The 25,683-nt window shown below is 45.7% G+C and carries 9 protein-coding genes; 4 read left to right on the forward strand and 5 right to left on the reverse strand.

From position 1 onward, the window contains the following. Positions 1-18: 18 nt before the first annotated feature. The 4 genes from A3763_RS08050 (at position 19) to A3763_RS08065 (ending at position 5,498) form a co-directional block, all read left to right on the forward strand. Positions 19-261 carry a flagellar basal body rod C-terminal domain-containing protein gene (locus tag A3763_RS08050; RefSeq protein ID WP_068509785.1) on the forward strand — a complete coding sequence of 81 codons (243 nt, stop codon included), beginning with the start codon at positions 19-21 and terminating at the stop codon, positions 259-261. A gap of 61 nt (positions 262-322) precedes the next feature. Beyond that, positions 323-1,306 carry a putative metalloprotease CJM1_0395 family protein gene (locus tag A3763_RS08055; protein WP_068509787.1) on the forward strand — a complete coding sequence of 328 codons (984 nt, stop codon included), beginning with the start codon at positions 323-325 and terminating at the stop codon, positions 1,304-1,306. A 402-nt stretch (positions 1,307-1,708) separates the two neighbouring features. After that, on the forward strand, positions 1,709-3,502 hold the full coding sequence (locus A3763_RS08060; RefSeq protein ID WP_068509789.1) for an acyl-CoA dehydrogenase C-terminal domain-containing protein: 1,794 nt from the start codon (positions 1,709-1,711) through the stop codon (positions 3,500-3,502). A 211-nt stretch (positions 3,503-3,713) separates the two neighbouring features. Continuing rightward, a complete protein-coding gene (locus A3763_RS08065; protein WP_068509790.1) occupies positions 3,714-5,498 on the forward strand; it encodes an acyl-CoA dehydrogenase C-terminal domain-containing protein in 1,785 nt (594 codons plus the stop codon). Positions 5,499-5,572: 74 nt separating this feature from the next. On the opposite strand, the gene A3763_RS08070 is transcribed toward A3763_RS08065, so the two are convergent. From A3763_RS08070 to A3763_RS08090, 5 genes are all read right to left on the reverse strand, one after another. Then, positions 5,573-7,756 carry a hypothetical protein gene (locus A3763_RS08070; protein ID WP_068509793.1) on the reverse strand — a complete coding sequence of 728 codons (2,184 nt, stop codon included), beginning with the start codon at positions 7,754-7,756 and terminating at the stop codon, positions 5,573-5,575. 94 nt (positions 7,757-7,850) lie between these two features. Next, positions 7,851-14,726: an immunoglobulin-like domain-containing protein gene (locus A3763_RS29500; RefSeq protein ID WP_068509794.1), complete on the reverse strand. Its 6,876-nt coding sequence runs from the start codon at positions 14,724-14,726 to the stop codon at positions 7,851-7,853. A 440-nt stretch (positions 14,727-15,166) separates the two neighbouring features. Beyond that, complete coding sequence (locus A3763_RS08080) at positions 15,167-16,669, reverse strand: hypothetical protein (RefSeq protein WP_068509796.1); 1,503 nt, start codon at positions 16,667-16,669, stop codon at positions 15,167-15,169. A gap of 28 nt (positions 16,670-16,697) precedes the next feature. Next, a complete protein-coding gene (locus tag A3763_RS27515; RefSeq protein WP_068509798.1) occupies positions 16,698-24,416 on the reverse strand; it encodes an immunoglobulin-like domain-containing protein in 7,719 nt (2,572 codons plus the stop codon). A 108-nt stretch (positions 24,417-24,524) separates the two neighbouring features. Beyond that, positions 24,525-24,962, reverse strand: a complete 438-nt coding sequence (locus A3763_RS08090) for a hypothetical protein (RefSeq protein ID WP_156490428.1) — start codon at positions 24,960-24,962, stop codon at positions 24,525-24,527. Positions 24,963-25,683 lie beyond the last annotated feature (721 nt).

Below are 25,683 nucleotides of genomic sequence, written 5' to 3' on the forward strand. Positions count from 1 at the left end.
TTCGTATAGGTGCTTGTCATGAATGTAAATACTGTTTTACAGACCGGTATTCAAGGCTTACAGCAAGGTCAAGAGGGTATGCAGAAAGCTGCAACAGAGATTGTGAATGCGAGTACTGTAAGTAATAGCGAAGGCTCCAGTTCTAGTGTAATTGAACCAATAGTTGATTTAAAATTATATGAAAGGTCAGTTGAAGCATCGGCGCAAGTAGTCAAAACAGCTGACGAAGTTTTAGGAACCTTGCTTGATACCTTGGCTTAATACGTGAGGGCCTTAAGTTTTATTTAATAGCTGGAAGTTACCTCAATAGAGAGGTTTTGTTATGAATATATCGCCGCAAACAAATCTATCTTCGCCAGTTCATGCTGAGCAGAAGACGGTGACGTCTGAGCAAAACTCAAATAACTCCAGTTCAAAAGACTTGGCTTCGGTCAGTACCACGCCAGCGGTTAAAGTTGGCCTGTCAGTAAGTGAGAATTCCCAAGCTGCTGCCAATGCAGCCCTTCCCCAGTTATACAGCCGAATTTCATTGGCTAAGAATAACCAAGAACAACTTTATGTCGACGATGATCAACGAGCAGCGCCTTTTGAGAACGATGAGGTCGCGAGCAAGCTAATTGCTGATGAAGATGGTCGTACAGTTGGGAGTGATGACTCCGACCTTGAAGATGAGGTGCGAACTCAGAATGGCGACCAGCAGAGTGTTGAGCGAAGTTCAACAGAAAGTGCCGGTGAACGCCGTATAGAAGAGCAACAAGAAGCGATTATTGAGGAACAGATAGCGGAGCTTAGAGCAAGAGATCAGGAAGTGAGAGCACATGAGCAGGCCCATAAAGCGGTGGGCGGTCAATATGCTGGTGCCGCATCATTTACTTATCAGTCTGGCCCTGATGGAAATCGTTATGCTGTGGGAGGGGAGGTTTCAATCGATATATCGCCTATTCCCAATGACCCTCAAGCTACAATTTCAAAAATGAATACGGTCAAAGCTGCAGCGAATGCTCCTGCCGAGCCTTCTGGTCAGGATCGTGCTGTGGCAGCTCAGGCTCAAAGGGTAATAGCTCAGGCTCAAGCTGAATTGGTTGAAAAGAGAGCTCAAGAGTTAGAGCAAACACAGCTACAAGCTCAAGAGTTAGAGCAAACACAGCTACAAGCTCAAGAGAATAAAGATCGCCTTGAGAAAGAGAAAGAGCAGACCGACGCTCGAAAAGATGAACGCAGTGCTCAGGTTTTAAGTGTTCAGGAATTCGAAAGAATTGCTTCACTTGATCAAAAAACTGTTTCTGATATTGACGACCTAATCTAAAACAATAAAAAATTACAAATTCCCTTTTCTATTTCAGTGCAGTTTTTAAAAAAGCTGCTAATCTTCTGTTTTACAACTAATTTTGCCGATATGTCGTGGTTTGGTGGCGGTATTTTCCTGTCCGCTATGCGCTTTTTTTTCATATGAATTATCGGATTTTTTGTAAGGAAATCTTGACATTGGCTTTAAGCAAACGTATGTTTCAAACAGTCGTTTGATATTCAATGCTTGAAAATCGAGTAAATGCTCGAATTGAAGTGACCCACTCAACGACCTGCTATGAACGAATAGCTTAATACGGTGGGTGACCTGATTGACTGTAAGAGTCGACGTTAATAAACGAATTTTATTAGTTTTTAACAAGCGTTAAAACGTAAATAAATATATTTGAGGTTTTTAGCTATGCCAGAATACAAAGCTCCCCTACGAGAAATTAAGTTCATCATGAACGAAGTTTTGAACAGTGAACAGCACTACGCAACCATAGGAGCAGATGATGCTTCTCCAGACATGGTCGAAGCGATCATCGGCGAAGGTGCAAAGTTTTGTGAAGAAGTACTAGCTCCTCTTAACCAAGTAGGTGACCAGGAAGGTTGTACTTGGAGTGAAGATGGTGTTAAAACGCCAACAGGTTTTAAAGAAGCATATAACCAATTTGTAGAAGGCGGCTGGCCTTCAATGAACGCGCCTGTTGAGCACGGTGGACAAGGTCTACCTGAGTCCATCAACATCGCTTTGAGTGAAATGATTGGTACTGCTAACTGGTCTTGGGGTATGTATCCAGGCCTAAGCCACGGTGCACGTGCGACAATTCAAGAGCATGGTACGCCTGAGCAGCAGGAAACTTATCTAACTAAGCTGATCAGCGGTGAGTGGACGGGTACCATGTGTTTAACAGAGCCTCAGTGTGGTTCTGACCTAGGTATTTTGACTACTAAGGCTGAGCCAAATGCTGATGGTAGCTACAACATCACGGGTACGAAGATCTTCATCTCTGCCGGTGAGCACGATATGGTTGATAACATCGTTCACATTGTTCTAGCACGTCTTCCTGGCGCACCAGAAGGTACTAAGGGTATTTCTCTGTTTATCGTACCTAAGTTGTTGCCAGATGCAGACGGTAATCCAGGCGAGAAAAACAACGTTACCTGTGGTTCTATCGAGCACAAAATGGGTATCCATGGTAACGCAACTTGTGTGATGAACTTTGATGCATCAAAAGGTTGGTTGATTGGCCCAGAAAACAAGGGTCTAAACTGCATGTTCACATTCATGAACGTTGCACGTATCGGTACTTCTATTCAAGGTCTTGCTGCTGCTGAAGGTTCTTTCCAGGGTGCGCTAACTTACGCTAAAGAGCGTCTAGCTATGCGTTCTTTGACTGGTAAGAAGAACCCGGAAGGTAAAGCTGACCCAATCATTGTTCACCCAGACGTTCGCCGTATGCTTCTAACTCAGAAGTCTATCGCTGAAGGTTCTCGTGCAATGATCTACTACGCAGCGCAACAGGCTGATTTGGTAGAGCACGGTAGTGATGAAGAGAAGAAAGCAGCTGACGAGATGTTAGGCTTCTTAACGCCTATTCTTAAAGCTTTCTGTACTGAAGCTGGTTACGAGGCTGCTAACCACGGTGTTCAGGTATTCGGTGGTCACGGTTTCATCGCTGAGTGGGGTATGGAGCAGATCGTTCGTGATACGCGTATCGCACTAATTTATGAAGGTACAACTGGTATCCAGGCACTTGACTTGTTAGGCCGTAAAGTTCTAATGACGCAAGGTGCTGCACTTAAGAACTTCACTAAGTTGGTTCACACTTTCTGTAAAGAAAATGCAGATAACGAAGGTTTGGCGCAGTTCATTGAGCCGCTAACCAAGCTAAACAAAGAGTGGGGCGATATTACGATGAAGATTGGTATGAATGCCATGAAGAATCGTGATGAAGTTGGTGCAGCGTCAGTTGATTACCTAATGTACTCAGGCTATGTATGTTTAGCATACTTCTGGGCGAAGATGGTTGATGTTGCTCAGCAGAAGCTAGCAGAAGGTACAACAGAAGAAGCGTTCTACAAGACTAAGCTGCAAACTGCTCAGTTCTACTTTGATCGTATCTTGCCACGTACTTTAGCTCACGCTCAAATGATTGAAGCGGGTGCCGAGTCTATGATGGCTGTTGAAGAAGATAACTTCGCTTTCTAAGCTTGAGTTAATCTGATTCAAAAAAAAGCCCGCATTCGCGGGCTTTTTACGTTAAAATGCGCCGCATGATTTAAATGTGCGGCGTTAGGTTTTCCCGGACATAAGTAAATCACACCCGAATAGCCACAAGCAGCTCGGGGTTTTTATTGAAAAATACCTTGTAAGACAAGGTTGTTACGTGTTGGATCAACAGAGGATAGAGGGTAGTTACATGGCTGAGTATAAGGCTCCGTTAAAAGATATTCGTTTCGTGATGAATGAAGTGTTTGGTGTAGAGCAGCTTTGGGCTTCGCTTGCGGGCACAAAAGACACCATCGATATTGATACTGCTGACGCAGTATTGGAAGAAGCGGGTAAGATCACTGCATCACTAATTGCACCTTTAAGTCGTAATGGTGATGAAGAAGGTTGTAAGTGGACTGACGGTGTTGTAACGACTCCAGCGGGTTATAAAGAAGCTTATAAGACTTTTGTTGAAGGTGGTTGGTCAGGTCTTACGGGTAACCCTGAATACGAAGGAATGGGTATGCCTAAAATGGTAGGTGCTCAGTATGAAGAGATGCTTTATTCTTCTGATATCTCTTTTGGTTTATATGTATGCCTAACTTCTGGTGCAAGTTTGGCAATTGATGCACACGCCACTGAAGAGCTTAAGCAGAAGTATCTACCTAAGATGTATTCTGGCGAGTGGGCTGGTGCGATGGACTTAACTGAGCCGCATGCAGGCACAGATCTAGGTATGATCCGCACTAAAGCTGAAGACAACGGTGACGGTAGCTACGCGATCACAGGTACTAAGATCTTCATTACAGGTGGTGACCAAGATCTTTCTGAAAACGTTATTCATTTGGTCCTCGCTAAGCTTCCTGATGCGCCTGCCGGCCCTAAAGGTATTTCTCTGTTCTTGGTTCCAAGAAACAAGGTTGATGAGAACAACGTTGTTGGCGAGAACAATAATGTAACGGTTGGCTCTATCGAGCATAAAATGGGTATCAAAGCTTCTGCAACCTGTGTCATGAACTTTGACGGCGCTCAAGGCTGGTTGGTTGGTGAGATTAACCAAGGTCTAAACGCAATGTTCACAATGATGAACTACGAGCGTTTGAGTGTTGGTATTCAGGGCTTAGGTGCTGCTGAGCGTTCATACCAGAATGCTGTTGAGTATGCATTGGATCGAATTCAGGGTAGAGCGGCAACAGGCCCGGCTCAACCTGAAAAGGCTGCTGACCCACTAATCGTGCATCCTGATATTCGCCGTATGTTGATGACTATGCGTGCTTACAATGAGGGTGGTCGTGCCTTCTCTAGCTATGTTGCGACTTTCTTGGATACAGCGAAATACTCAGATGACGCTGATGAGAAGAAGCATGCATCAGCAATGGTTGCATTGATGACGCCTATTGCAAAAGCATATTTGACTGATCGTGCTTTAGATTGTTGTATTGCTGGCCAGCAAGTATTTGGTGGTCACGGTTTCATTCGTGAGTGGGGCCAGGAGCAGTTGGTTCGTGATACGCGTATTACGCAAATCTACGAAGGTACTAATGGTATCCAATCTTTGGATTTGATGGGCCGTAAGATTGTCGCCAATGGCGGTAAGTTCTACGAACTATTTGCTTCAGAAGTCGCTTCGTTTATTCAGGTAGAGGCTGATAATGCTGACTTGGCTGAATTCGTTAAGCCACTGTCTGCAGCGCTTGAGCGTTTAAGTGATGTAACAGAATATGTTATCAATAGCGTTAAGGATGATCCAAACGCAATTGGTGCTGCATCGGTTGAATACCTGGAATTGTTTGGCTTAACTGCTTACGCTTACATGTGGGCGAAGATGGTTAAAGCGGCAGCACCAAAAGTAGGCTCAGATGAATTTTATGCGTCTAAGGTCAAGACAGCTAAATTCTTCTATAGCCGTTTGTTGCCTAAGACTGTTTCTCTAGCCGAGCTTGTACGTTCTGGTAGTGAAGATATGATGGCTTTGGCTGCGGATCAGTTCTAAGACTGATTTACTCCAGGCATAAAAAAACCTGCTTTTTGCAGGTTTTTTTATGCCTGATTTTTATAGTAGCTAAGCTACTTGGAAATTATATTTCTATTTCCATTATTAATATCAACAGCGAAAATCGCTTTTTCTTCAGAATCGGTAACGAGAAGTGAGTTAGAGTCTGGGTTGAAGCTTAGGCCTGTTAGGTTTTTAAATAAAGGGCCAGAGCCGATCGCACGGTTAGATAAAACTTCCCGGTCACCACTGCTTAAATCAACTGATATTATCGCCTTGAGTTTCTGGTCAGCGATGTAGGCGGTATTCTGTGCAAGGTTCAAATCGATTGCTATTGGGTTGAGCAGGTTAAGCCCCGAGCCAACATCGATCGAAGATACGATTTCAGCGTTTTCTGACTCGGCGTTCCAACGGATGACGGCATTTAAGGCGCTATCGACTGCGTAGATTGATGTGTTTTGCTGGTCGTAAGTGATGTCGCTTGGCTTGGATAGTTTTGATGTTGAGTTTCGAGACAAGCGTTTGTTAGCCGCGATATCAGTTTCGTAGCTGTTTAGATTTACTGATTGAATTCTATCCAGGTAAATGTCACTCACAAGTAATTGGTTGCTCTCTGGCTTAAGTGCTAGCCCTGATGGAAGCTTAAGCTCTGTTGCGCCTAGTCTAGGGGAGGGGGTAATTAAGTTTCTGTCGCCACTAGCTAGGTCAATTTCCCAGATATTTTTTTGCTCGCGCATGCTAACCCATACACTTGATTGAGAGGCGTTAATCTCCAGGTCGACTGGGTTCAATATAGCGGGGCCTGAGCCTAGTTCGAGGTTCGAGTTCGACGCAGAGATAACTTTACGGCTACCTGTCTGTAAGTCGACTTCAAATAGCGCATTGTGATGCCCTTCGGTAATCAAAGCCATATTATTGCCAATGTGCTGAATCGATGTAGGTGCTTCAAGGTTTGGGCCACTACCGTAGCGGTTGCTAACAAAAAGTTCGCGCTGACCTGAAGAAAAGGCAACTGAGAATACGACCTTAAGCTCGGTGTCGTTTACAAGTAATCGTTCATTTTGCTGATCGACGACCAGCTGTTTAAACGTTTTGAACTCTTCACCCTTACCATCGTTTGCTTGGCTCAGTATCGTTCGGTCACCAGTCTCGACATCAATCTCGATAATTGATTTTGAGTCTTCATCAATTAGCCATAATTTGGTCTTTGTGGTGAGCTCCTGGTCTATATCAGTGACTTCAACAACCCCTGCAGCAATATCCGATATGTATGAGAAAGAGCCCGAGGCGCTACCTTGCTCACTTGAAGAAATGATTGAGCTTGTACCTGTTTCTATATCAATGGATAGAACCGTATTATTGCCATTGTCAGAACAGTAGAGCACACCATTGTGAAATACGATTGCAGTTGGTTTTAGTAATTCAAGGCCGGGATTAGCATTGTCTGAGAGGATGGGCCAGCGATTAGGACTTAACTGCTCGTCGATATCAAACACTTTAATGATTGCACCACTTTCTGAATTTTCATTCGCCATCAACAGGTAGAGGATGCCGCCGTCGCTATCGATGGATATATCAATAACATTGTTTAGGCCGTTGGCCAGAGTGGTTAAATTACCGCTGGGGTATTGGCGAGCGAGAATAGCTTGTGAAACTGGCTGCGTTTCCCTTACATCAAGAATAAGTTCTCGCTCTTGGTTTGTGTCAAAAACAGTTGTTTGAGGTTTGATTAGGCTTTCGCTGTCATTTGCAGCATACAAGGTTAGTCTTGGTGAGTTTATATCTGTAGCGTAAGTCTTAAGCTTATTTGCATCGCTTATTAATAATTTATTATCAGAGGTGATAGCCAGGTGGCTTGGTTCTTCAAAAATCTCATCGATTCTTGTAACCCTTAAGTCAAACTTATCTTCGCGTTTATTGCCTGCACCATCAATTGTATTGATGTTCAGTTCACCGATATCAGGTTCGGTTGGAAGATCTACACGCCAGTTTGCGTAATTATCATCACTCGTAACTGGTTCACCATTTACTGTGACGCTTTCGATACCACTATGCTCATCATAACTGGAGCCGCTAATTGTCACCACTGAGTTAGTCGTTGTTCTACTGTAGGTAGGTGATGTGAGCGTTGTTGTTGGCTCCGCTTTATCTCCACCGGAGTTACTACCTCCATCACAGCCAAACAAGGAGAGCGCCATTATCGGCAGGCTCACCTGTAGAGAGCGTTTAAAATTGATTCCATTAAGCAACTTGTTCATATCTATATTCTTTAGCCGGGATATCTGATTGGTTGGCACCAAGCTCGATTTTAGCGCTTGGTGCCTTTGCACAATAAACTTAGTACAGTGCTAACTATTGGATTATCGTTTCAAGAGCCCAGGTGTTTAGCGTTCCTGAGTTGGTGATCGTTGCTTTATCCTCTACTTTGAGTGTCCAGACACCTTGAGTAGACTCACCGTTAAATGCGCTTAAGGCGTTGTGAGGAATAACTGTGCCGCCGATACCGGGGGAAGAGTTACAAACGTTCTCTACAGCGGAGCTTCCCTGATCATCGAATGTTGCGTCGACATCATCGTTGGCGCAACCGAAATCGAACCAGCCGCCGGTTGTTCCAGGTCGGTCCATAATTACAACAGATGTGCCTGCAGGGCTTGTGAGCGTTAGGATCAGGTCTCCTGGTCGGCCATGCGATATATCAATCATAACATTAAGGTCAGCTAACTGACGGTCATCGGATATAGTCATACTGGTTGAGTTCGATGATGACCCCGCATCCAGTCCTGGGCTTGCACTAAATGTTTTAACAAGTGGAATGACTGTGACGGTGCGGGTTTGGGTTAATGCGCTATTCCCCGCCGCGTCAGTGACATTAAAGTGAACTTGATAACTGCCTGGTGTCGACATATCTAGCCCGCTTGTATCAATACTTACGTTCGATGATATGTCGCCATCGATGTTATCAGTTGCTGAAACCCCCAGGTCGCTATAAACATGTCCTTGAATAACTTCAACTGGATTGTCTCCTAGTACTGAAATACTAGGGGGGGTGGTATCGACTACATGTACTGTTCTCGTCACGGTTGTAGCATCGTTACCTTGAGCATCGGCGACATCATAGCTTAATGTGTAAGTGCCAGCGATATTCTCGTTTACATCTCCCGATACAAAGATACTAGAGGATATATCGCTACCGAAATCACTCGCGGTCGCGCCTGCATCAATGTAAGTCGTTCCTTGCTCATGATAGGTTGGGTCCGAGCCTAATAGGCTTATGACCGGTGCGGTAGTATCTTGAACGATAACTGTTCTTGTCACCGTTAGGGCAGCATTACCCGACAAGTCCGAGACATTATAAGTTACCTGATAGCTTCCTACGGCGTTCGTTGCGACGAATCCTGAAATGGCGATAGAAGCTGATAAATCACCATCAACGCCATCGACTGCAGTTGCGCCAGGCTCGAAATAGGTGCCACCCAGTTCAATTAAGATTGGGTTGTTTCCAAGTAAGGAGATAACCGGTGGAACGGTATCGCTACTAGTGTTATCGATTACATTGACTTGGCGGGTAGCATTACCAACATTACCCTCGCTGTCACTGACACTATAGCTAATGGTGTACGTTCCAGGTGTGTCCGTATCAACTGATCCGTTAATAGCAATGCTGCTTGTTAAGTCACCATCAACGTTATCGGTCGCAGTCGCTCCGGCCTCGTTGTAGCTGCCGCCGAGCGATATGTCCATTGGGTTGTCACCTAATAGGCTGATAAGTGGTGCGCTATTATCTTCAACGTTAACAACTCTAGTTACGGTAAGTGCAGCGTTACCAGCACTATCGCTGACGTCATAGGAAAGCGTATAGCTGCCCAAAGTTGTTGGGTCCACGCTACCGCTAGGGATAATGCTAGTGGAAATATTTCCATCGATATTATCACTTGCTGTTGCGCCCGGGTCGCTGAAGATGCTTCCCAATGCAATGCTCATAGGGTTTGAGCCCAGTAGTGAAATAACGGGGATCGTCGTATCTGAAACAAGGACTGTTCGAGTTACTTCTATAGCGGAATTACCTGTGTTATCGCTGACGTTATAACGAGTGATATAGGTTCCAGCAATAGAGGTATTGACAGCGTCACCGGAAATAATAATTGCAGAGCTTAAGTCTCCGTCGACACTATCGCTAGCAGTCGCGCCAAGTTCAGTAAAGCTGCCATTTAACTCAACATGAAGAGGGTTATCTCCGATCAGCGTGATAACAGGTGGTAAGGAGTCTGCAACATTGACAGTACGAGTTACCGGGGTTGCAGGGTTTCCTTGAGAGTCACTGACGTTGTAGGTTAGGGCATAGCTACCTGCGACGCTTGCGTTAACAAAGCCGGTAATAGAGATATTTGAAGAAACGTCTCCGTCGACAGCGTCGAAAGCACTTGCACCAGGGTCGTTGAATATCGTGCCTTGTTGGTGCTCGATGGTGTCACCACCGATTAATGTGATTGTTGGTCCTGAGCTGTCTGATACGTTTACAGTTCGGGAAACAGTGGCTGCAGCATTGCCAGCGGCGTCACTCACGTCATAGTTAAGTGTGTAGCTTCCAGGGGTACTGGTGTCAACGAAACCACTAGGGATTATATTGGATGAAATGTCGCCATCTATATTATCCGAAGCGCTTGCCCCCGCATCTGTATAAATACTGTCAATATCAACACTTACAAAACTATCTCCGATAAGTGTAATGACGGGGTCAGTAAAGTCATTCACGTTAACCGTACGTGTTTGTTGAGGTGCAGGATTTCCATTGGAGTCACTGACATCATAGGTAATGATATAAGTGCCAGCAACGCTAGAGTCGACCATTGTGCCGCCAACTATAATGCCTGCAGATAGGTCTCCGTCAAGTGCGTCATTCGCAGTCGCACCAGCATCGGTATAAGGGGTATTTAGCTCATGGTTAAGTGGGCTGCTACCTAACACGGTGATGCTAGGAGCGCCGGTATCCTGAACATTGACCGTTCGATTAACGGTGTTGGCAGGGTTACCCGATGAGTCGTTCACGTTGTAGCTCAGTACATAGCTACCAACAACTGCAGCATTGACCGTACCACTGACACCGATATTTGAAGATACATCTCCGTCGACATTATCTAGCGCTGTCGCACCCGGGTCGGTGAAGATTGTATTCACCTCATGATCGATCGGGTTGTTTCCGATCAGTGTAATAACAGGGCCGCTCGCATCAGCAACATTAACTGTTCGTGTGACGGGCATTGCATCGTTGCCAGCCGCATCACTTACGTTATACACAAGTGTATAGCTGCCAATTGTACCGGTATCAACAGCGCCACTCTGAATAATGCTTGCTGAAATATCGCCATCAATATTGTCCGACGCACTCGCACCCGCATCATTGTAGACACTACCTAGAGCGATATTAATGCTGCTGTCACCATTAAGTGTAATGACAGGGGCGGTAAAGTCGTTCACATTTACCGTGCGCGTTTGCTGTACGGCAGGGTTACCGTTGGAGTCACTGACATCATAGGTAATGACATAAGTACCAGCAACGCTAGAGTCGACCATTGTGCCGCCAACTATAATGCCTGCAGATAGGTCTCCGTCAAGTGCGTCATTCGCAGTCGCACCAGCATCGGTATAAGGGGTATTTAGCTCATGGTTAAGTGGGCTGCTACCTAGCAGAGTGATGCTAGGTGCGCCAGTATCTTGAACGTTAATTGTTCGGGTAACGGTAGTAGCAGAGTTGCCTGAGGAATCGTTCACGTTGTAGCTCAGTACATAGCTACCAACAACTGCAGCATTGACCGTACCGCTGACACCGATATTTGAAGATACATCTCCATCGACATTATCTAGCGCTGTCGCACCCGGGTCGGTGAAGATTGTATTCACCTCATGATTAATGGGGTTGGTTCCGATCAGCGTAATAACAGGGCCGCTCGCATCAGCAACATTAACTGTTCGTGTGACGGGGATTGCAGCGTTGCCAGCCGCATCACTCACGTTATACACAAGGGTGTAGCTACCAATTGTACCGGTATCAACAGTGCCACTCTGAATAATGCTTGCTGAAATATCGCCATCAATATTGTCCGACGCACTCGCATCCGCATCATTGTAGACACTACCTAGAGCGATATTAATGCTGCTGTCACCATTAAGCGTAATGACTGGGGCAGTAAAGTCGTTCACATTTACTGTACGTGTTTGCTGTACGGCAGGGTTGCCGTTGGAGTCACTGACATCGTAGGTGATCACGTAGGTACCAGTAACACTGGAATCTACGGTAGCACCACCGACGATGATGTTAGTTGAGATATCACCATCCAGCGCATCGCTTGCAGTCGCGCCAGCATCGGTATAGGGGGTATTTAGTTCATGGTTAAGTGGGCTGCTACCTAGGAGAGTGATGCTAGGTGCGCCAGTATCTTGAACGTTAATTGTTCGGGTAACGGTAGTAGCAGAGTTGCCTGAGGAATCGTTCACGTTGTAGCTCAGTACATAACTGCCGATTACGGTTGCATTGACTGTACCGCTGACACCGATGTTTGCAGAAATATCGCCGTCAGTATTATCTGTGGCTGTGGCACCAGGGTCAGTGTAAATTGTATTCACTTCATGATTAATTGGGTTATTGCCAACTAAGGTGATTACCGGTGGTGTTACATCATCTACCGTCACAAACCTTACCATGGGGTTTGCAGCATTTCCTGATGAATCAGTGACATTGTAGATAACTGTGTAAGTTCCTTGAGTATTTCCATCGACGGTATCACCGCTAACAACAATATTTGAGCTAATATCGCCATCTATATTGTCTAATGCTGTAGCGCCCGCATCGACGTAGGCTGTGCCAAGCTGGTGATTGGTGTTTGTATCGCCAATTAAAGTAATTACTGGGGCTGTTGAGTCATCTATGTTGACTGTACGGGTTACGGTTGGAGCAGGGTTGCCCGATGAATCTGAGACATCGTAAGTTATAAGGTAGCTGCCGATTAAGTTAGGGTCTACCGTGTCGCCACCGACAACAATGCTTCCGGAAAGGTCACCATCTACCGCATCCGTAGCTGTTGCTCCAGGGTCAGTGTAAGGCGAGCCTTGTGCGTGAGTGAGAGGGTTATCTCCGAGTAGGGTGATCATAGGGCTACCGGAATCGGCAACGATAACATCTCGGAAAATGCTTGTTGCAACGTTACCCGATGCATCGCTTACATCGTAAGAAAGAGTGTAGGTTCCCTCGACTGAAGTATTTACCGTACCTGTTACGACAATCGAACTTGATAAGTCTTCACCAGGAACATCAATTGCGGTAGCGCCTGGGTCATTAAATGGGGTGTTAATTTCTTGATTATATGGAGCAGCTCCTAACAAGGTAATGATTGGCGCGGTGCTGTCGACGACGTTAACTGTACGCGATACAACAATAGCTGAATTACCAGCAGTGTCAGAAACATTGTAGTTTATGATGTAGCTGCCAACGCTTCCGCTGATTACGCTACCTGAACTTACTATGCTTGCACTAATATCTCCGTCAACATTGTCGACGGCGCTGGCACCTTCATCTGAGAAGCTATCGCCTCTTTCTAGTGTAACAACTGCGTCGCCGATAAGTGTTATTACTGGTGCAGTCGTATCTTGAACGATCACCTCGCGCGTTACGGTCGTGGCTACATTGCCAGCTTCATCGGTAACATCGTAAGCAAGTGTGTAAGTGCCGGCAGTGTCAGAATCGACGTTTCCACTGATCATAATGTTGGCGCTGATATCTCCATCACGGTTATCGATAGCGGTAGCGCCTTCTTCATTATAAGTCGAAAGCTGTTCAACATAAGTAGGGTCGTCACCAATAAGAGTGATCACTGGTGCAGTAGTATCTTCTTCGATGACGTATACAGTTCGGATAACTGTTGTCGCGTTGTTGCCTTGGCTGTCGACAACATCGTATTCAATTTGAATGCCGGAGTTATTAGGGGTGGAAGTATCAATAATAGAGGGAGTATCAAGGACGTTTGGTCTAGTGATAACATCGACACTAATGTCACCGTCCTCTGGGTCTATCGCAACGAAGCCAGGCTCTGCATAGGTATCGCCGACCAAGAGGGTGACATCAGTTGAACCAGGTGACGTTTCACTAAGTGTAATAACCGGCTTAAGGTCAACACCTGACTCGTTTGCTTGAAGCTGAATCGGGGAGCCAGCAACAAAATTGGTAAACTGGAAGCAACCATCCACATCGGTGCTTGTGGTTATATCCGATTGTGCTGTTTGGCTGAGAAGTAGGTCTGCTTCGATTGCTACACCATTCTTTTCGATACAGCCTGTGATACCGAAAGGTATGACACCTGTTTCAATCGCGTAAATTAGGCCTGTTGTTTGGTCAGCGTGCCAAATTAGTTCCCCGTCCCAGCTTAAGCCCTTGGGGTTTGAGCCTGGTGTTTCAAAAAAACCGACCACGCTACCGTCAGTGGGGTCAACCCGAAATATCTTTTGTTCTTGTTGGTCTGCTACCCACAAGTCGCGACCATCCCAGGTAATACCGAAAGGACGAGCATTGGTGACAGAAGGGTTAGACTGATAAGAAGGTAGTGTTGAAGGGCCGGGTAATGATAGAAGTAGCGCGCCATCTTCAGGGCGAACCTTATTAATAGTGTTAGTTTGCCAGTCAACTATCCAGAAGCTATGTCCGTCATAAGTCATGTCGGTTGGTGATGGAAACTCGAGCTCTGATAGTGCATTTTCGGATTCGAGGTTATCTCCATCAACAGGGTCGATTTTTATAATGTTGTCTGTAATAGGGCTGGCATTCCAAAGATAATTCTCGGCAAAGGTTAAACCGCCACCGCCACAGTATTGACCGGCCGGTGTTGCACCGCAAGTAGGGATGGGGTTTCCGTCACTGTTAATTGGCGGATTATCTGTGTCTGTAAGGGGAAGGTTTAAATCACTATCACCGGCAGAAAATTGAAGCGCTCCTTCTTCGTCATAGACATCTTCTGGATAGACCCTGTAGATTCTGTCGGTGCCAAAATCGACGACCCAAAGGTAGCCGTCATGCATGGTGACGCCGTGGGGGGTGGAAGGGGTGCGACCATCACCACTGATGTTGTTAATGCTTAGTGTCGTTAGAATATTGCCAGGGTCACCCGGGGCCGAATAGGAAACTCCCGAGAACAATGAGATAAATAGAGAGGCAAAGGCGACCGCTAGCTTTAGCTTGTACATATTTATTATCCATAACGAATGAGGTATGAAAGTTCTTGGTCGCCTTACTGTTCCATGGCCTGAATTTCAAGTAAGGCTTCCAAGGCGGCGAATATAACGGCAATACTTACCTGAGTCTAATGAATGAGCGAAGCTGCTTAACAAACGGCGATATTTTTTTTCAAAAATTGAAATGGAGCACGCTTGTCGGGTGAAATGGTTCTTTTTTTGGGTTTGGGTGTTTTTGTTTTGCTGTGGCGTGGCTTTATAAGTTGTTGAAACTAAAAATGAATAATATTTATGTTTCTAGTGTTTGTGGTTTTTGTGTGTGGTCTGGCTTCTTATTTCTGTATGCCTGTAAGGTGAGTCGTTAATTGAGGGGCTGCTTGTTAACTGCTTTTAGAGTATAAAAAACCTGCTTATCGCAGGTTTTTAAAAGGAATTATGAATCTTTAATTAGCTCAGAGTTGTTCGATAATTCTGTCCCAGGCGTTGTCAAATGATGCTGCCTGATAGTCTGCAAACCAAGCCTTGTCGACAATGCCGTTGCCATCGCTATCTTCAAGCATTTGTGTTCGGTTTCCATTGATATCGTAATCATATTGGGCTACAAAATCCCAAACACGATCGCCATCGAGGTCTTTTTTGTATTCGGTCCGCTTGTTCAAATTATTATATTGATATGACTCGATATATTCTGGTGTGCCGTCCTGGTTATCATCACGCTCGTAGCGGTTTGGGCGATTGTTACTGTCGTAGCTGAAGCGGCTTATAGAAGTTTGAGTGTTTTCCTGGTTGGATCGAATGTTATGCTGGCTTAGGATATTGCCGTTTAAGTCATAGTTATAGCTGATTGAAGAGTTTGCTTCGCCGTCATTATCACTATCCTCAGATTGAGATCTAAGCCTGTTTCCGGAGTATGTATATGAGACGCTTGAAGCAAGTTCGCTATTGCGACTGACTGTATACAGAATAACATTGCCCTCGGTGTCATATTGATATTCTGCCAAAATATCTATTGTGCCATCATTCCCCAAATCAGTTTCGAGTTTTGACAGTAGAGAGTCTTGGTAAGTGTAGGATTGCAATATATCGAGTTCGTCTTCAGGTCTATCTATTTCTTTGCTCAGGATATTACCGTCATCATCATAGCTGATTGTTTCAACTGTATTTGACGCGCTATCAGATGTTTGCGTTAAACGGTTTTGACTGTCATAGCTGTAGTGAATGGTTTTGTCGACAGTTCCATCGTTATTGAAGTCTGTTTCCTGGCTTGTTAGAAGCCGCTCTTGGCTGTATGAATACTGAACGAGGGTTTTATCTAACTTACCTTCATTCGATAAAACTGCAGAGTTAAGGTTTGATTCGATACTGATATCGAGGTTTTCATAAAGATGTTGGGCTGCTTGAGTGAAGGTTCTGTGGCTTTCGATATTGAGTTGCGATAGAACGCCTTTAAAATCGACTTGCTCGGTAAACTGGGAGGCCTTTACATAGAAATTGATTGTTGAAAGCTCTAATTCTGTGTGAGCGTTTCCAAGGTCTATGCCGTTCTCAGGCTCGCCGTCCTGGTCGAGTGCCTGAAGGAGTGTCGCTATGTTGATGACGCGGTCAAAGCTGGATATGTCGGTGCTTTGCAGACTTGTAATGATACTTTTTTCACTGTTTAGCGGGGCGGAACCGGATAGATCAAAAGGCGTGATAAGTTCCTGTGCTTCTGATGTACCTAGATAGATTCCACCAATAGAGAACTTAACCTGTTCGCCATCGCTATAAGAAAACTCACCACGCTCATTCGTCATGCCTGACTGTGTTTCTGTTTCATAATATAGGCCTGATACCGGGCTATCAATAAAACTGCCTGTTCTGATATCCGCTGGTTCAGTGCTCGATTGCTTGCTACCGCCATCACAGGCACTTAATAATATTGGTAGACAAGCAGCGTAAATAAATCGATTCAACATAGTTTCACCTTAAGCTTTAATCTCCATTCTATTGCGGCGTTAGAGTAAACGAGTCGATTCGTTTATCGGTTGGATCGACAAGTATATTGAATCGCAAGGTGTTAGCGCCCGATACTAGCGTGACAGGCAAAGCAGCTGAATCCAAATAGAGAGCGTTATCACCAGTCGCAGAAAGAGCGATGCTACCAGCGGCGCTACCGTTCACAAGGATATCGAAAGAAGAGCTATCATTTGATGAAGCGTATCGGATTGTTAGGTTGTAAGGGATGGCGAACGCCTGAATATCCGAGAACTCAATGTAATCTCCATCCTGTGCCAAGCTTATATTGATATAACCTGAGCCGGTAAAGCCTGAGCCATAACTTTCTACATCTGGCCCATCACCGATTGTGCCCGTTTCGGCCTCGACAAATATTGCAGCAGGGGTGACAACATTAATGGTTCTTTGCACGGTTATAGCGGCATTCCCAGCAGCGTCGACAAGGTCATAGCTCAAGACGTAGGTGCCATCGGTATTAATATCGACAAAGCCGCCTGTTGTAATGTTGAGGCTAATATCTCCGTCAAGGTTGTCTGATCCTATCGTACCAGGGTCAGTGAATAACTGGCCATTAACATGATCAATGGTTGAGTCACCTACAAGGGTGATTACAGGAGCGATGCCGTCCGTTACGTTTACTGTTCGAGTAACTGTAGCCGCGGCATTACCGGCAGCGTCACTAACATTGTAACTTAATACATAACTTCCAATCGTGTTGATATCGAAAGAGCCTGTCCTTGCTATGTTGCCGTAAATGTCTCCATCAGCGCTGTCTAGAGGCGTTTCGCCGGCATCATTATAAGCAGTACCTTGAACGTGGTTGGTCGGGTCGGAGCCAGTAAGTGTAATCACTGGAATCGTTGTATCCTGAACAGTGATTGTGCGACTAAGCTTTAGAGCAGCATTACCGGCAGTATCACTGACGTCGTATCTTATCGTGTATATGCCTGCAATATTTGCATCGATGGTATCACCGCTTATGACGATGCTGGAAGTTAGGTTGCCATCCACGTTGTCGTTGGCTGTTGCACCAGCGTCGGTATAGCTCGTTCCTTGTTCAACTGTTTCAGCTGCATTGCCTGTTAGCGTAATGACTGGAATAGTTGTATCGGCAATGATGACTGTTCTAGTAACGGTCGTTGCAGCATTCCCCGCGGCATCATTGACGTCATAGCTGAGCACGTAGGTTCCGGGAGTATTAACATCAACAGCTCCACTAAGTACGATATTGGTGGTGACATCACCGTCAAGGTTATCGTCAGCTGTTGCGCCTGCATCTGTGTAAGAGGTGCTCTGTTCATGATTGACAATCGTGTTGCCCAGAAGAGTGATTGTTGGTGCGATGCCGTCTGTTACATTCACTGTGCGTGAGACTGTTGTTGCAGCGTTACCCGCAGCATCACTTACGTCATAAGAAATTAGGTAAGTGCCAATTATATTGGTATCTACATCGCCTGTTCGCGTGATACTGGCAGTAATGTCGCCATCAGCACTGTCAGAGGCTGTTGCACCGGCATCGGTATAAGGTGTGAGCTGAACATGATTAAGCGGGCTGGAGCCCAGTAGGGTAATCAGTGGTGCAGTACTGTCTTCGACTGTGACGGTTCGTGTTACTTGTACAGCATTATTGCCCGCAGTGTCACTGACATCATAGCGAGTGGTGTAAATCCCAGCTGTATTAATATCAACCGTATCGCCGGATACGATGATGTTGCTGCTTAGGTTGCCATCGACATTGTCGCTTGCCGTCGCGCCTGCGTCGGTATAGCTGGTAGCTTGTTCAACGGTTTCGTTAGAATTACCGTTGATTGTAATGACTGGAACTGTTGTATCGGCGATAACAACGCTTCTATTAACTGTAGCAGCGGCATTACCAGCGGCATCATTGACATCATAGCTGAGTATGTAGGTGTCTGGCGCATTTACATCGACAGTTCCGCTAACAACGATGTTTGCAGAAATATCCCCGTCAAAATTATCGTTAGCGCTCGCTCCTGCATCGGTATAGCTTGTTCCTTGTTCATGATTTTCAATTGCATTTCCAAGTAAGGCTATTGTTGGTGCAATTGTATCGCCAACATTTACAGTTCTTGTTGCGGTGGTCGCGGGGTTTCCTGCTGCATCTGTTACGTCATAACTGATGATATACGAGCCTTCAACATTAACATCTACACTGCCCGTGACAACAATACTAGCGCTCATATCGCCATCGATAAGGTCGGAGGCAGTAGCGCCTGCATCTGTATAGGTGCTGCCTTGTTCATGGTTGACGGCTGAACTGCCGATAATGGTAATAGCAGGGGCTGTCGTGTCGGCCACGATAACGGTTCTTGTAATTGATGTGGCTGCGTTACCGGCTGTATCGCTAACATTATAAGTAAGAATATAGGAGCCGGCAGTATTTGCATCAACGGAGCCCGTGACAAGGATATTTGCAGTTAAGTCTCCGTCAACGGTATCACTGGCGGATGCGCCTGCATCGGTATAGCTTGTTCCTTGCTCATGATTAGTTGGAGTACTTCCGCTTAAGGTCAATACCGGTAGCGTTGTATCAACAACTGTAATAGTACGTGTTAGTGTTGTTGCGTTATTTCCTGCGCTGTCGCTAACGTTGTAATTGAGAGTGTATGTGCCAGCGGCATTTGCATCGACAAAACCGGATACAGTGATGCTGGCGGTGATATCACCGTCAGTATTGTCTGTAGCACTGGCGCCACGGTCGCTATAAGCAGTTCCTTGTTCATGGTTGATGCTTGCCGAGCCAAGTAATGTGATAACCGGTGCGGTAGTATCGGTGACGATTACTGTTCGCGTAAGCTGTACGGCATTGTTCCCAGCTGCATCACTTACGTCATAGCTAATTACATATGTTCCAGTCGCAAGAGGGTTGACTGTTCCGCTTGAAATAATACTGGAGCTCAGGTCGCCATCAATATTATCTGTCGCACTTGAGCCTGCATCGGTATAGCTTGAGCCAAGTTCAATATTTACGGTTGTGTTGCCAATTAGAGTTATCATTGGTGCAGTAAAGTCGCCGACATTAACTGTTCGGACTTGTTGTGCGGCAGGGTTTCCACCAGAGTCTGTCACATCGTAAGTGACCGTGTATGTGCCTGCGACATTTTCATTCACGTTGTTAATGGTGACAATTGCTGCGCTAAGCGTAGCGTCATCATCGACTACGTCTGATGCAGTCGCACCCTGGTCGGTGTAAATTGTATTTAGCTCATGATTAAGTGGGTTGGCACCAGACATGGTGATGGTTGGTGCGCCAGTATTGGCAACGTTTACAGTTCTATTAACCGTGGTTGCGGCATTGCCTGCTGCATCAGAAGCGTTATATGACAAGATATAAGCGCCGACAGTGTTGGCATCTACTGAGCCTGTAACTCCAATATTTGCTGAAATATCACCATCAATATTATCTGAGGCGATAGCGCCTGGATCGAGGAATATGGTGCCTACTTCATGATTGAGCGGGTCTGTGCCGACTAAGCTGATTACCGGCGCAGTCATGTCACTAACAATAACAGTTCGCGAGACTTGCGTCGAAGCGTTGCCTGAGGCGTCACTAACGTTGTAAGTAAGGGTATAGCTTCCACTTACGCTGGTATTAACTGCACCACCAAGCACAATGTTGGAGCTTAAGTCACCATCAATGGCATCTGATGCCGTAGCACCCGCATCCGTGTATGTCGCGCCTTGCTCTACATTAACTGTAGCGCTGCCAAGTAGAGTAATCACGGGGCCGGTTCTATCGGCAACGATTACGTCTCTGGTAACCGTGGGTGCAGCATTGCTTTGTAGGTCGGTAACGTTGTAAGACAGGGTGTAGGTACCCGCGATATTCGCATCGACTGTCCCACTAACGATGATGGATGCACTTAAGTTACCATCTACAGCATCCGTAGCGGTAGCGCCAGCATCTGTGTAGGTGGTTTGTAGTTCATGCAGGGTAGGGTTGTCGCCATTTAGTGTTATGGTTGGTGCGCCAGTATCCACAACATTCACTGTTCGTGTAGTGGTTGCTGCAGCATTTCCTGATGAATCGGATACATTGTAGGTAAGCGTATACGTGCCTTGTGTATTGGCATCGACTGTTCCTGTGACGCCAATACTTAGACTGATATCTCCATCAATATTATCGCTAGCGCTAGCGCCAGGATCGACGAAGATTGTTCCTACTTCGTGATCTAAGGGGTTGGCTCCAGCAAGGGTGATAAGTGGGGCTGTTGTATCGCTTACGATTACAGTTCTACTCGCCTGAATAGCGGGGTTTCCAGCGGCATCGCTAACATTATAGTGAATGGTGTAGTTACCAGCGGTATTTGTATCAACTGCGCCAGTGGTAATGATATTTACGCTAATATCGCCATCTATGATGTCTGTTGCGGTCGCTCCGGCATCGCTATAAACCGTTCCTTGTTCAGCGTTAACGGTGCTGCCTCCAGTAATCGTTATTACTGGAGCTGTTCTATCAGCAACGATTACATCTCTGGTTACCGTTGTTGCAGCATTACTTTGGGAATCATTTGCATCATAGCTAAGTGTGTAAGTTCCGGCGATATCCGGATCGACTGACCCAGTCACTGTGATTGAAGCGCTTAGGTCGCCGTCTGCTGCATCTGAAGCGGTCGCACCAGCATCTGTGTATGGCGTCTGTAGTTCGTGTAGCACTGGATTGTCACCAATAAGTGCAATAGAGGGTACTCCAGTATCCACGACGTTTGCAGTTCGAACTACGGTTGCTGCTGCGTTACCAGATGAGTCAGAAACATTATAGGTAAGGGTGTATGCACCTTGCGTATTGGCATCAACAGTTCCGGTAACGCCAATTGCTGTACTGATATCTCCGTCAGTGTTGTCACTGGCTGTTGCGCCTGGGTCGACGAAGATTGTGCCGACTTCGTGATCCAGCGGGTTCGTTGAGTTAAGGGTGATTACCGGAATAGTTGTGTCACTGACAATAACGGTTCTGGTGAGTTGTGTTGCCGCGTTTCCAGTAGCGTCACTTACATTGTAATTGATGCTATACGTACCGGCAGTATTAACGTCAACAGTACCGCTTGTGACGATGTTTGCACTGATATCACCGTCAATTACATCACTAGCAGTTGCGCCAGCGTCTGTATATAAAGTGCCTTGCTCATGATTAACTGTAGTACTACCGGTAATAGTGATGAGTGGAGCGCTTCGGTCTGCAACGATAATGTCTCGTGTTACGGTTGTCGCAGCATTGCTTTGTGAATCCGTCACATCATAACTGAGTGTATAAGTTCCAGCGGTATTTGAGTCGACTGAGCCTGTGATGACAATACTAGATGAAAGGTCTCCGTCTGCGGCATCTATTGCAGTGGCACCAGGGTCGGTAGAGGTAGTTTGCAGCTCGTGTAAAATGGGGTTGTCGCCAAGTAGCGTGATGGCCGGCACTCCGGTATCGACAACATTAATTGTACGAACTACCGTCGTTGCAGCGTTTCCTGCCGAGTCGCTGACATTATAGGAAAGTGTATAAGTGCCAATTGTGTTTGGGTCAACCGAGCCAGATACGCCAATATCGGCACTAACATCGCCGTCTATAATATCGGATGCTGTTGCACCAGGGTCAACGAATATGGTGCCTACTTCATGATCCAAAGGGTTTGCGCTAAGTAAGCTTATTACCGGTGCTGTGCGGTCAGCAACGTCAACAACTCTGCTGATTGGTGCGCCTGCATTGCCCGCGGCATCACTTACGTTATAAGTGATGATATATACACCGGCGGTATCACTATCTACTGTATCTCCGCCGACTACAATACTCGTAGTGATGTCTCCATCGGTATTGTCATTTGCGCTTGCGCCAGCATCTGTATAGGGGGTTCGTAATTCATGCAGAACTGTTGAGTCGCCAGACAAAATGAGAGTTGGAGGTGTTGTGTCGTTTACGTTTACTGTTCTTATTTCGGTAGGTGCAGCGTTGCCAACTGAGTCCGAAACATCGTATGTGACATTGCATGTGCCTGTTAGGTTCGGGTTGACGGTATCTCCAGCTACGGCAATGCTGCTGCTTAAGTCTCCGTCGATTGCATCTGATGCAGTAGCGCCTGGATCGGTGTAGGCATTTCCAAGCTCGTGATCAAGAGGGTTGCTTCCAAGAAGGGTGATCGTTGGCGCGCCGGTATCGGCAACGATTACGTCGCGAGATATTGTTGTCGCTATATTTCCTGCTGCATCGCTTAGGTCATAAGAAAGTGTGTAAGTACCAGCAATGCTTGAATCAACAGAACCGCTGACGACAATGGAGCTGCTTAAGTCTTCGCCTGGAACATCTGATGCAGTAGCGCCAGGGTCGGTGAACCGGGTGTTTAATTCTTGATTATACGGGCTGGCGCCTATTAGCGTAATAATCGGTGCAGTGGTATCGACAACATTAATTGTGCGAGAAACGACTACTGCTGCATTGCCTGATGAGTCTGACACGTCGTAGTTTAGGACATAGCTTCCAACCGTATCGTTCGTGACGCTTCCTGAGATAATGATATTAGCCGTAATATCACCATCAACATTATCGGTGGCTGTGGCTCCTTCTTCTATATAAGTGTCGCCTTTTTCCAGAGTGATACTCGAAGCTCCGCTTAGTGTAATGCTAGGGATAGTTGTGTCTTGGACGATTACATTACGAGTGACAGTCGTTGCGATGTTTCCAACGGCATCCGAAACGTCGTAGGACAGGGTGTAAGTTCCAGCAGTGTTTGCATCAACGGTTCCGGAAATAGTAATGTTTGCGCTGATATCTCCATCACGATTATCGATTGCTGTTGCGCCGGGTTCTATATAGCTGGTCAGTTGTTCAACGTATGTCGGATCGTCGCCAGTAAGAGTAATAACGGGAGCGATGATATCCTCTTCTAGAACGTAGACCATTCTAGATACCGTATCAGCGTTGTTACCTGCGCTATCAACGACATCATATTCAACTAGTATTCCCGTAGGGTTTGGTACGGATGTATCGATAATAGTGGGAGTATCGATAACGTTCGGCCTAGTAACGACCTCAGATGTCAAATCCAAGTCTTCTGTATCATAAGCGGAGTAGCCGGGCTCGGAATATTCGTCGCCAACAATAAGTGTGACGTCAGTTGAGCCCGCTGATGTTTCGGCAAGAGTAATGATAGGTTTTTCATCAACGCCAGCTTCACTGGCTTTTAGTTGGATTGGTGTGCCAGCGGTGAAGTCAGTGAACTGGAAGCAGTCATCAATATCAGTGCTAGTTGATTGGTCAGATAAAGCTGTTTGGCTAAGTAATATATCAGCATTGACTGCTACACCGTTCTTTTCAAAGCAGCCGGTAATGCCAAACGGGATAACCCCTGTTTCGATAGCGTAAATCGTAGCGGTGGTTTGGTCTGTGTGCCAAAGATATTCGCCGTTCCAACTTAATCCTTTAGGGTCAGCTCCTGGTGTGTCAAAGAAGTCAACAACGCTACCGTCGCTTGGGTCAATGCGGTAAACCTTGAGTTCTTCTTGGTCAGCTACCCATAAGTCTCTACCGTCCCAGGTAATACCAAAAGGGCGAGCATTAGTGACTGAGGGGTTAGATTGGTATGAAGGTAAAGAGGAGGGGCCTGGTAAAGACAAAAGAAGCGCACCATCTTCAGGGCGTACTTTATTGATAGTGTTAGTTTGCCAGTCTACGACCCAAAAGCTATGACCGTCGTATGTCATGTCGGTGGGTGATGGGAATGCCAGTGACGCGAGTGCATTCTCCGATTCGAGGTTATCACCATCTACCGGGTCTACTTTTATGATGTCGTCAGTTATAGGGCTGGCATTTCATAAATAGTTTTCAGCAAAAGTCAGACCGCCGCCGCCACAGTATTGGCCTGCAGGCGTTGCGCCACAAGTAGGGATGGGGTTGCCATCGCTATTTATTGGTGGGTTATCGGTGTCTGCAAGAGGAAGGTTTAAATCACTGTCGCCTGCAGAGAACAATAGTACGTCGTCACCTACGTCACTTGTGCCCATGTCATCATATATATCTTCAGGATATACCCGGTATATTCTATCGGTGCCAAAATCGACTACCCTAAGATAGCCATCATGCATGGTAATGCCTTGAGGGGATGTAGGTGTTCGACCATCACCGCTTACATTATTAATAGTCAGTGTTGTTAGGATATTACCTGCATCGCCGGGCGCAGCAGATAAAAACTGAGCGTAGAGAAGAACAATAAATGATAGGGAGGTAATACTCAGTTTTCTTATTGGCATCTGATTATCCATGGCTCTTTATGTTCAAAGACATTAAGTAATAAACGATCGGTGTTAGCTTGTTGCACGGTCTGGCTTTTATGAAGCGACTTTATAGAAATGAATATTGAGGGGCTTGTTAGCGCAAAATTGTAAAATTATGAAAGAACTTTGAACTCTGTCTCATGAATATGCCTGTTAGATGTAGCGCTAGCTAGGCTTGTCTCTTTAAAGAAATAAGTGCTTATTTAAGTTGTTGTTTGCAAACTAAAAAATTGTAAAGTCATGAGCGTACAGTTGTTAGGTTTTATCATAGAAAAAGCCTAAAAAAACGTTGCATATAAATGTGAATGTTATTAATGTTTATATTTTGAGAGGGGGGGTGTAGGTTGAGTTTGTGTGATGTTGGTCGGTTTTGGATGGCTTGGTGGTAAATGGAGGCTATATATCGGTGGTTAGAAGGTGGGTTGATGTCGTATTAGTATAAAGAAGGGTTATAAAGAGGGGGTTAAAAATGGGTGCAGCAGTGGTTGCTGTCTTTGGCGTATTAATTTATAAAAAAGTTTGATAAAGGTGTTGACCTAAAGAATCAGCTCTATATAATGCGCACCTCCTTAAGACGAACCGCTTCGAAAGCGGCGAAGTTTGAAGGAGATAGAGGATAAATTAAGTGATTAAAATCAGTAATTTATCTTCGCTTGTTAAAGGTTTTGGTTTTCGGTTTTGAATTTAAATTTCTTCG

Source organism: Oleiphilus sp. HI0128 (assembly GCF_001635365.1).

What these genes read in the sequence shown, in the direction of transcription:
- A3763_RS08050 (WP_068509785.1), top strand. Translation starts at nt 19, where the DNA reads ATGAATGTAAATACTGTTTTACAGACCGGTATTCAAGGCTTACAGCAA.
- A3763_RS08055 (WP_068509787.1), top strand. Translation starts at nt 323, where the DNA reads ATGAATATATCGCCGCAAACAAATCTATCTTCGCCAGTTCATGCTGAG.
- A3763_RS08060 (WP_068509789.1), top strand. Translation starts at nt 1,709, where the DNA reads ATGCCAGAATACAAAGCTCCCCTACGAGAAATTAAGTTCATCATGAAC.
- A3763_RS08065 (WP_068509790.1), top strand. Translation starts at nt 3,714, where the DNA reads ATGGCTGAGTATAAGGCTCCGTTAAAAGATATTCGTTTCGTGATGAAT.
- A3763_RS08070 (WP_068509793.1), bottom strand. Translation starts at nt 7,756, where the DNA reads ATGAACAAGTTGCTTAATGGAATCAATTTTAAACGCTCTCTACAGGTG.
- A3763_RS29500 (WP_068509794.1), bottom strand. Translation starts at nt 14,726, where the DNA reads ATGTACAAGCTAAAGCTAGCGGTCGCCTTTGCCTCTCTATTTATCTCA.
- A3763_RS08080 (WP_068509796.1), bottom strand. Translation starts at nt 16,669, where the DNA reads ATGTTGAATCGATTTATTTACGCTGCTTGTCTACCAATATTATTAAGT.
- A3763_RS27515 (WP_068509798.1), bottom strand. Translation starts at nt 24,416, where the DNA reads ATGACATACGACGGTCATAGCTTTTGGGTCGTAGACTGGCAAACTAAC.
- A3763_RS08090 (WP_156490428.1), bottom strand. Translation starts at nt 24,962, where the DNA reads ATGCCAATAAGAAAACTGAGTATTACCTCCCTATCATTTATTGTTCTT.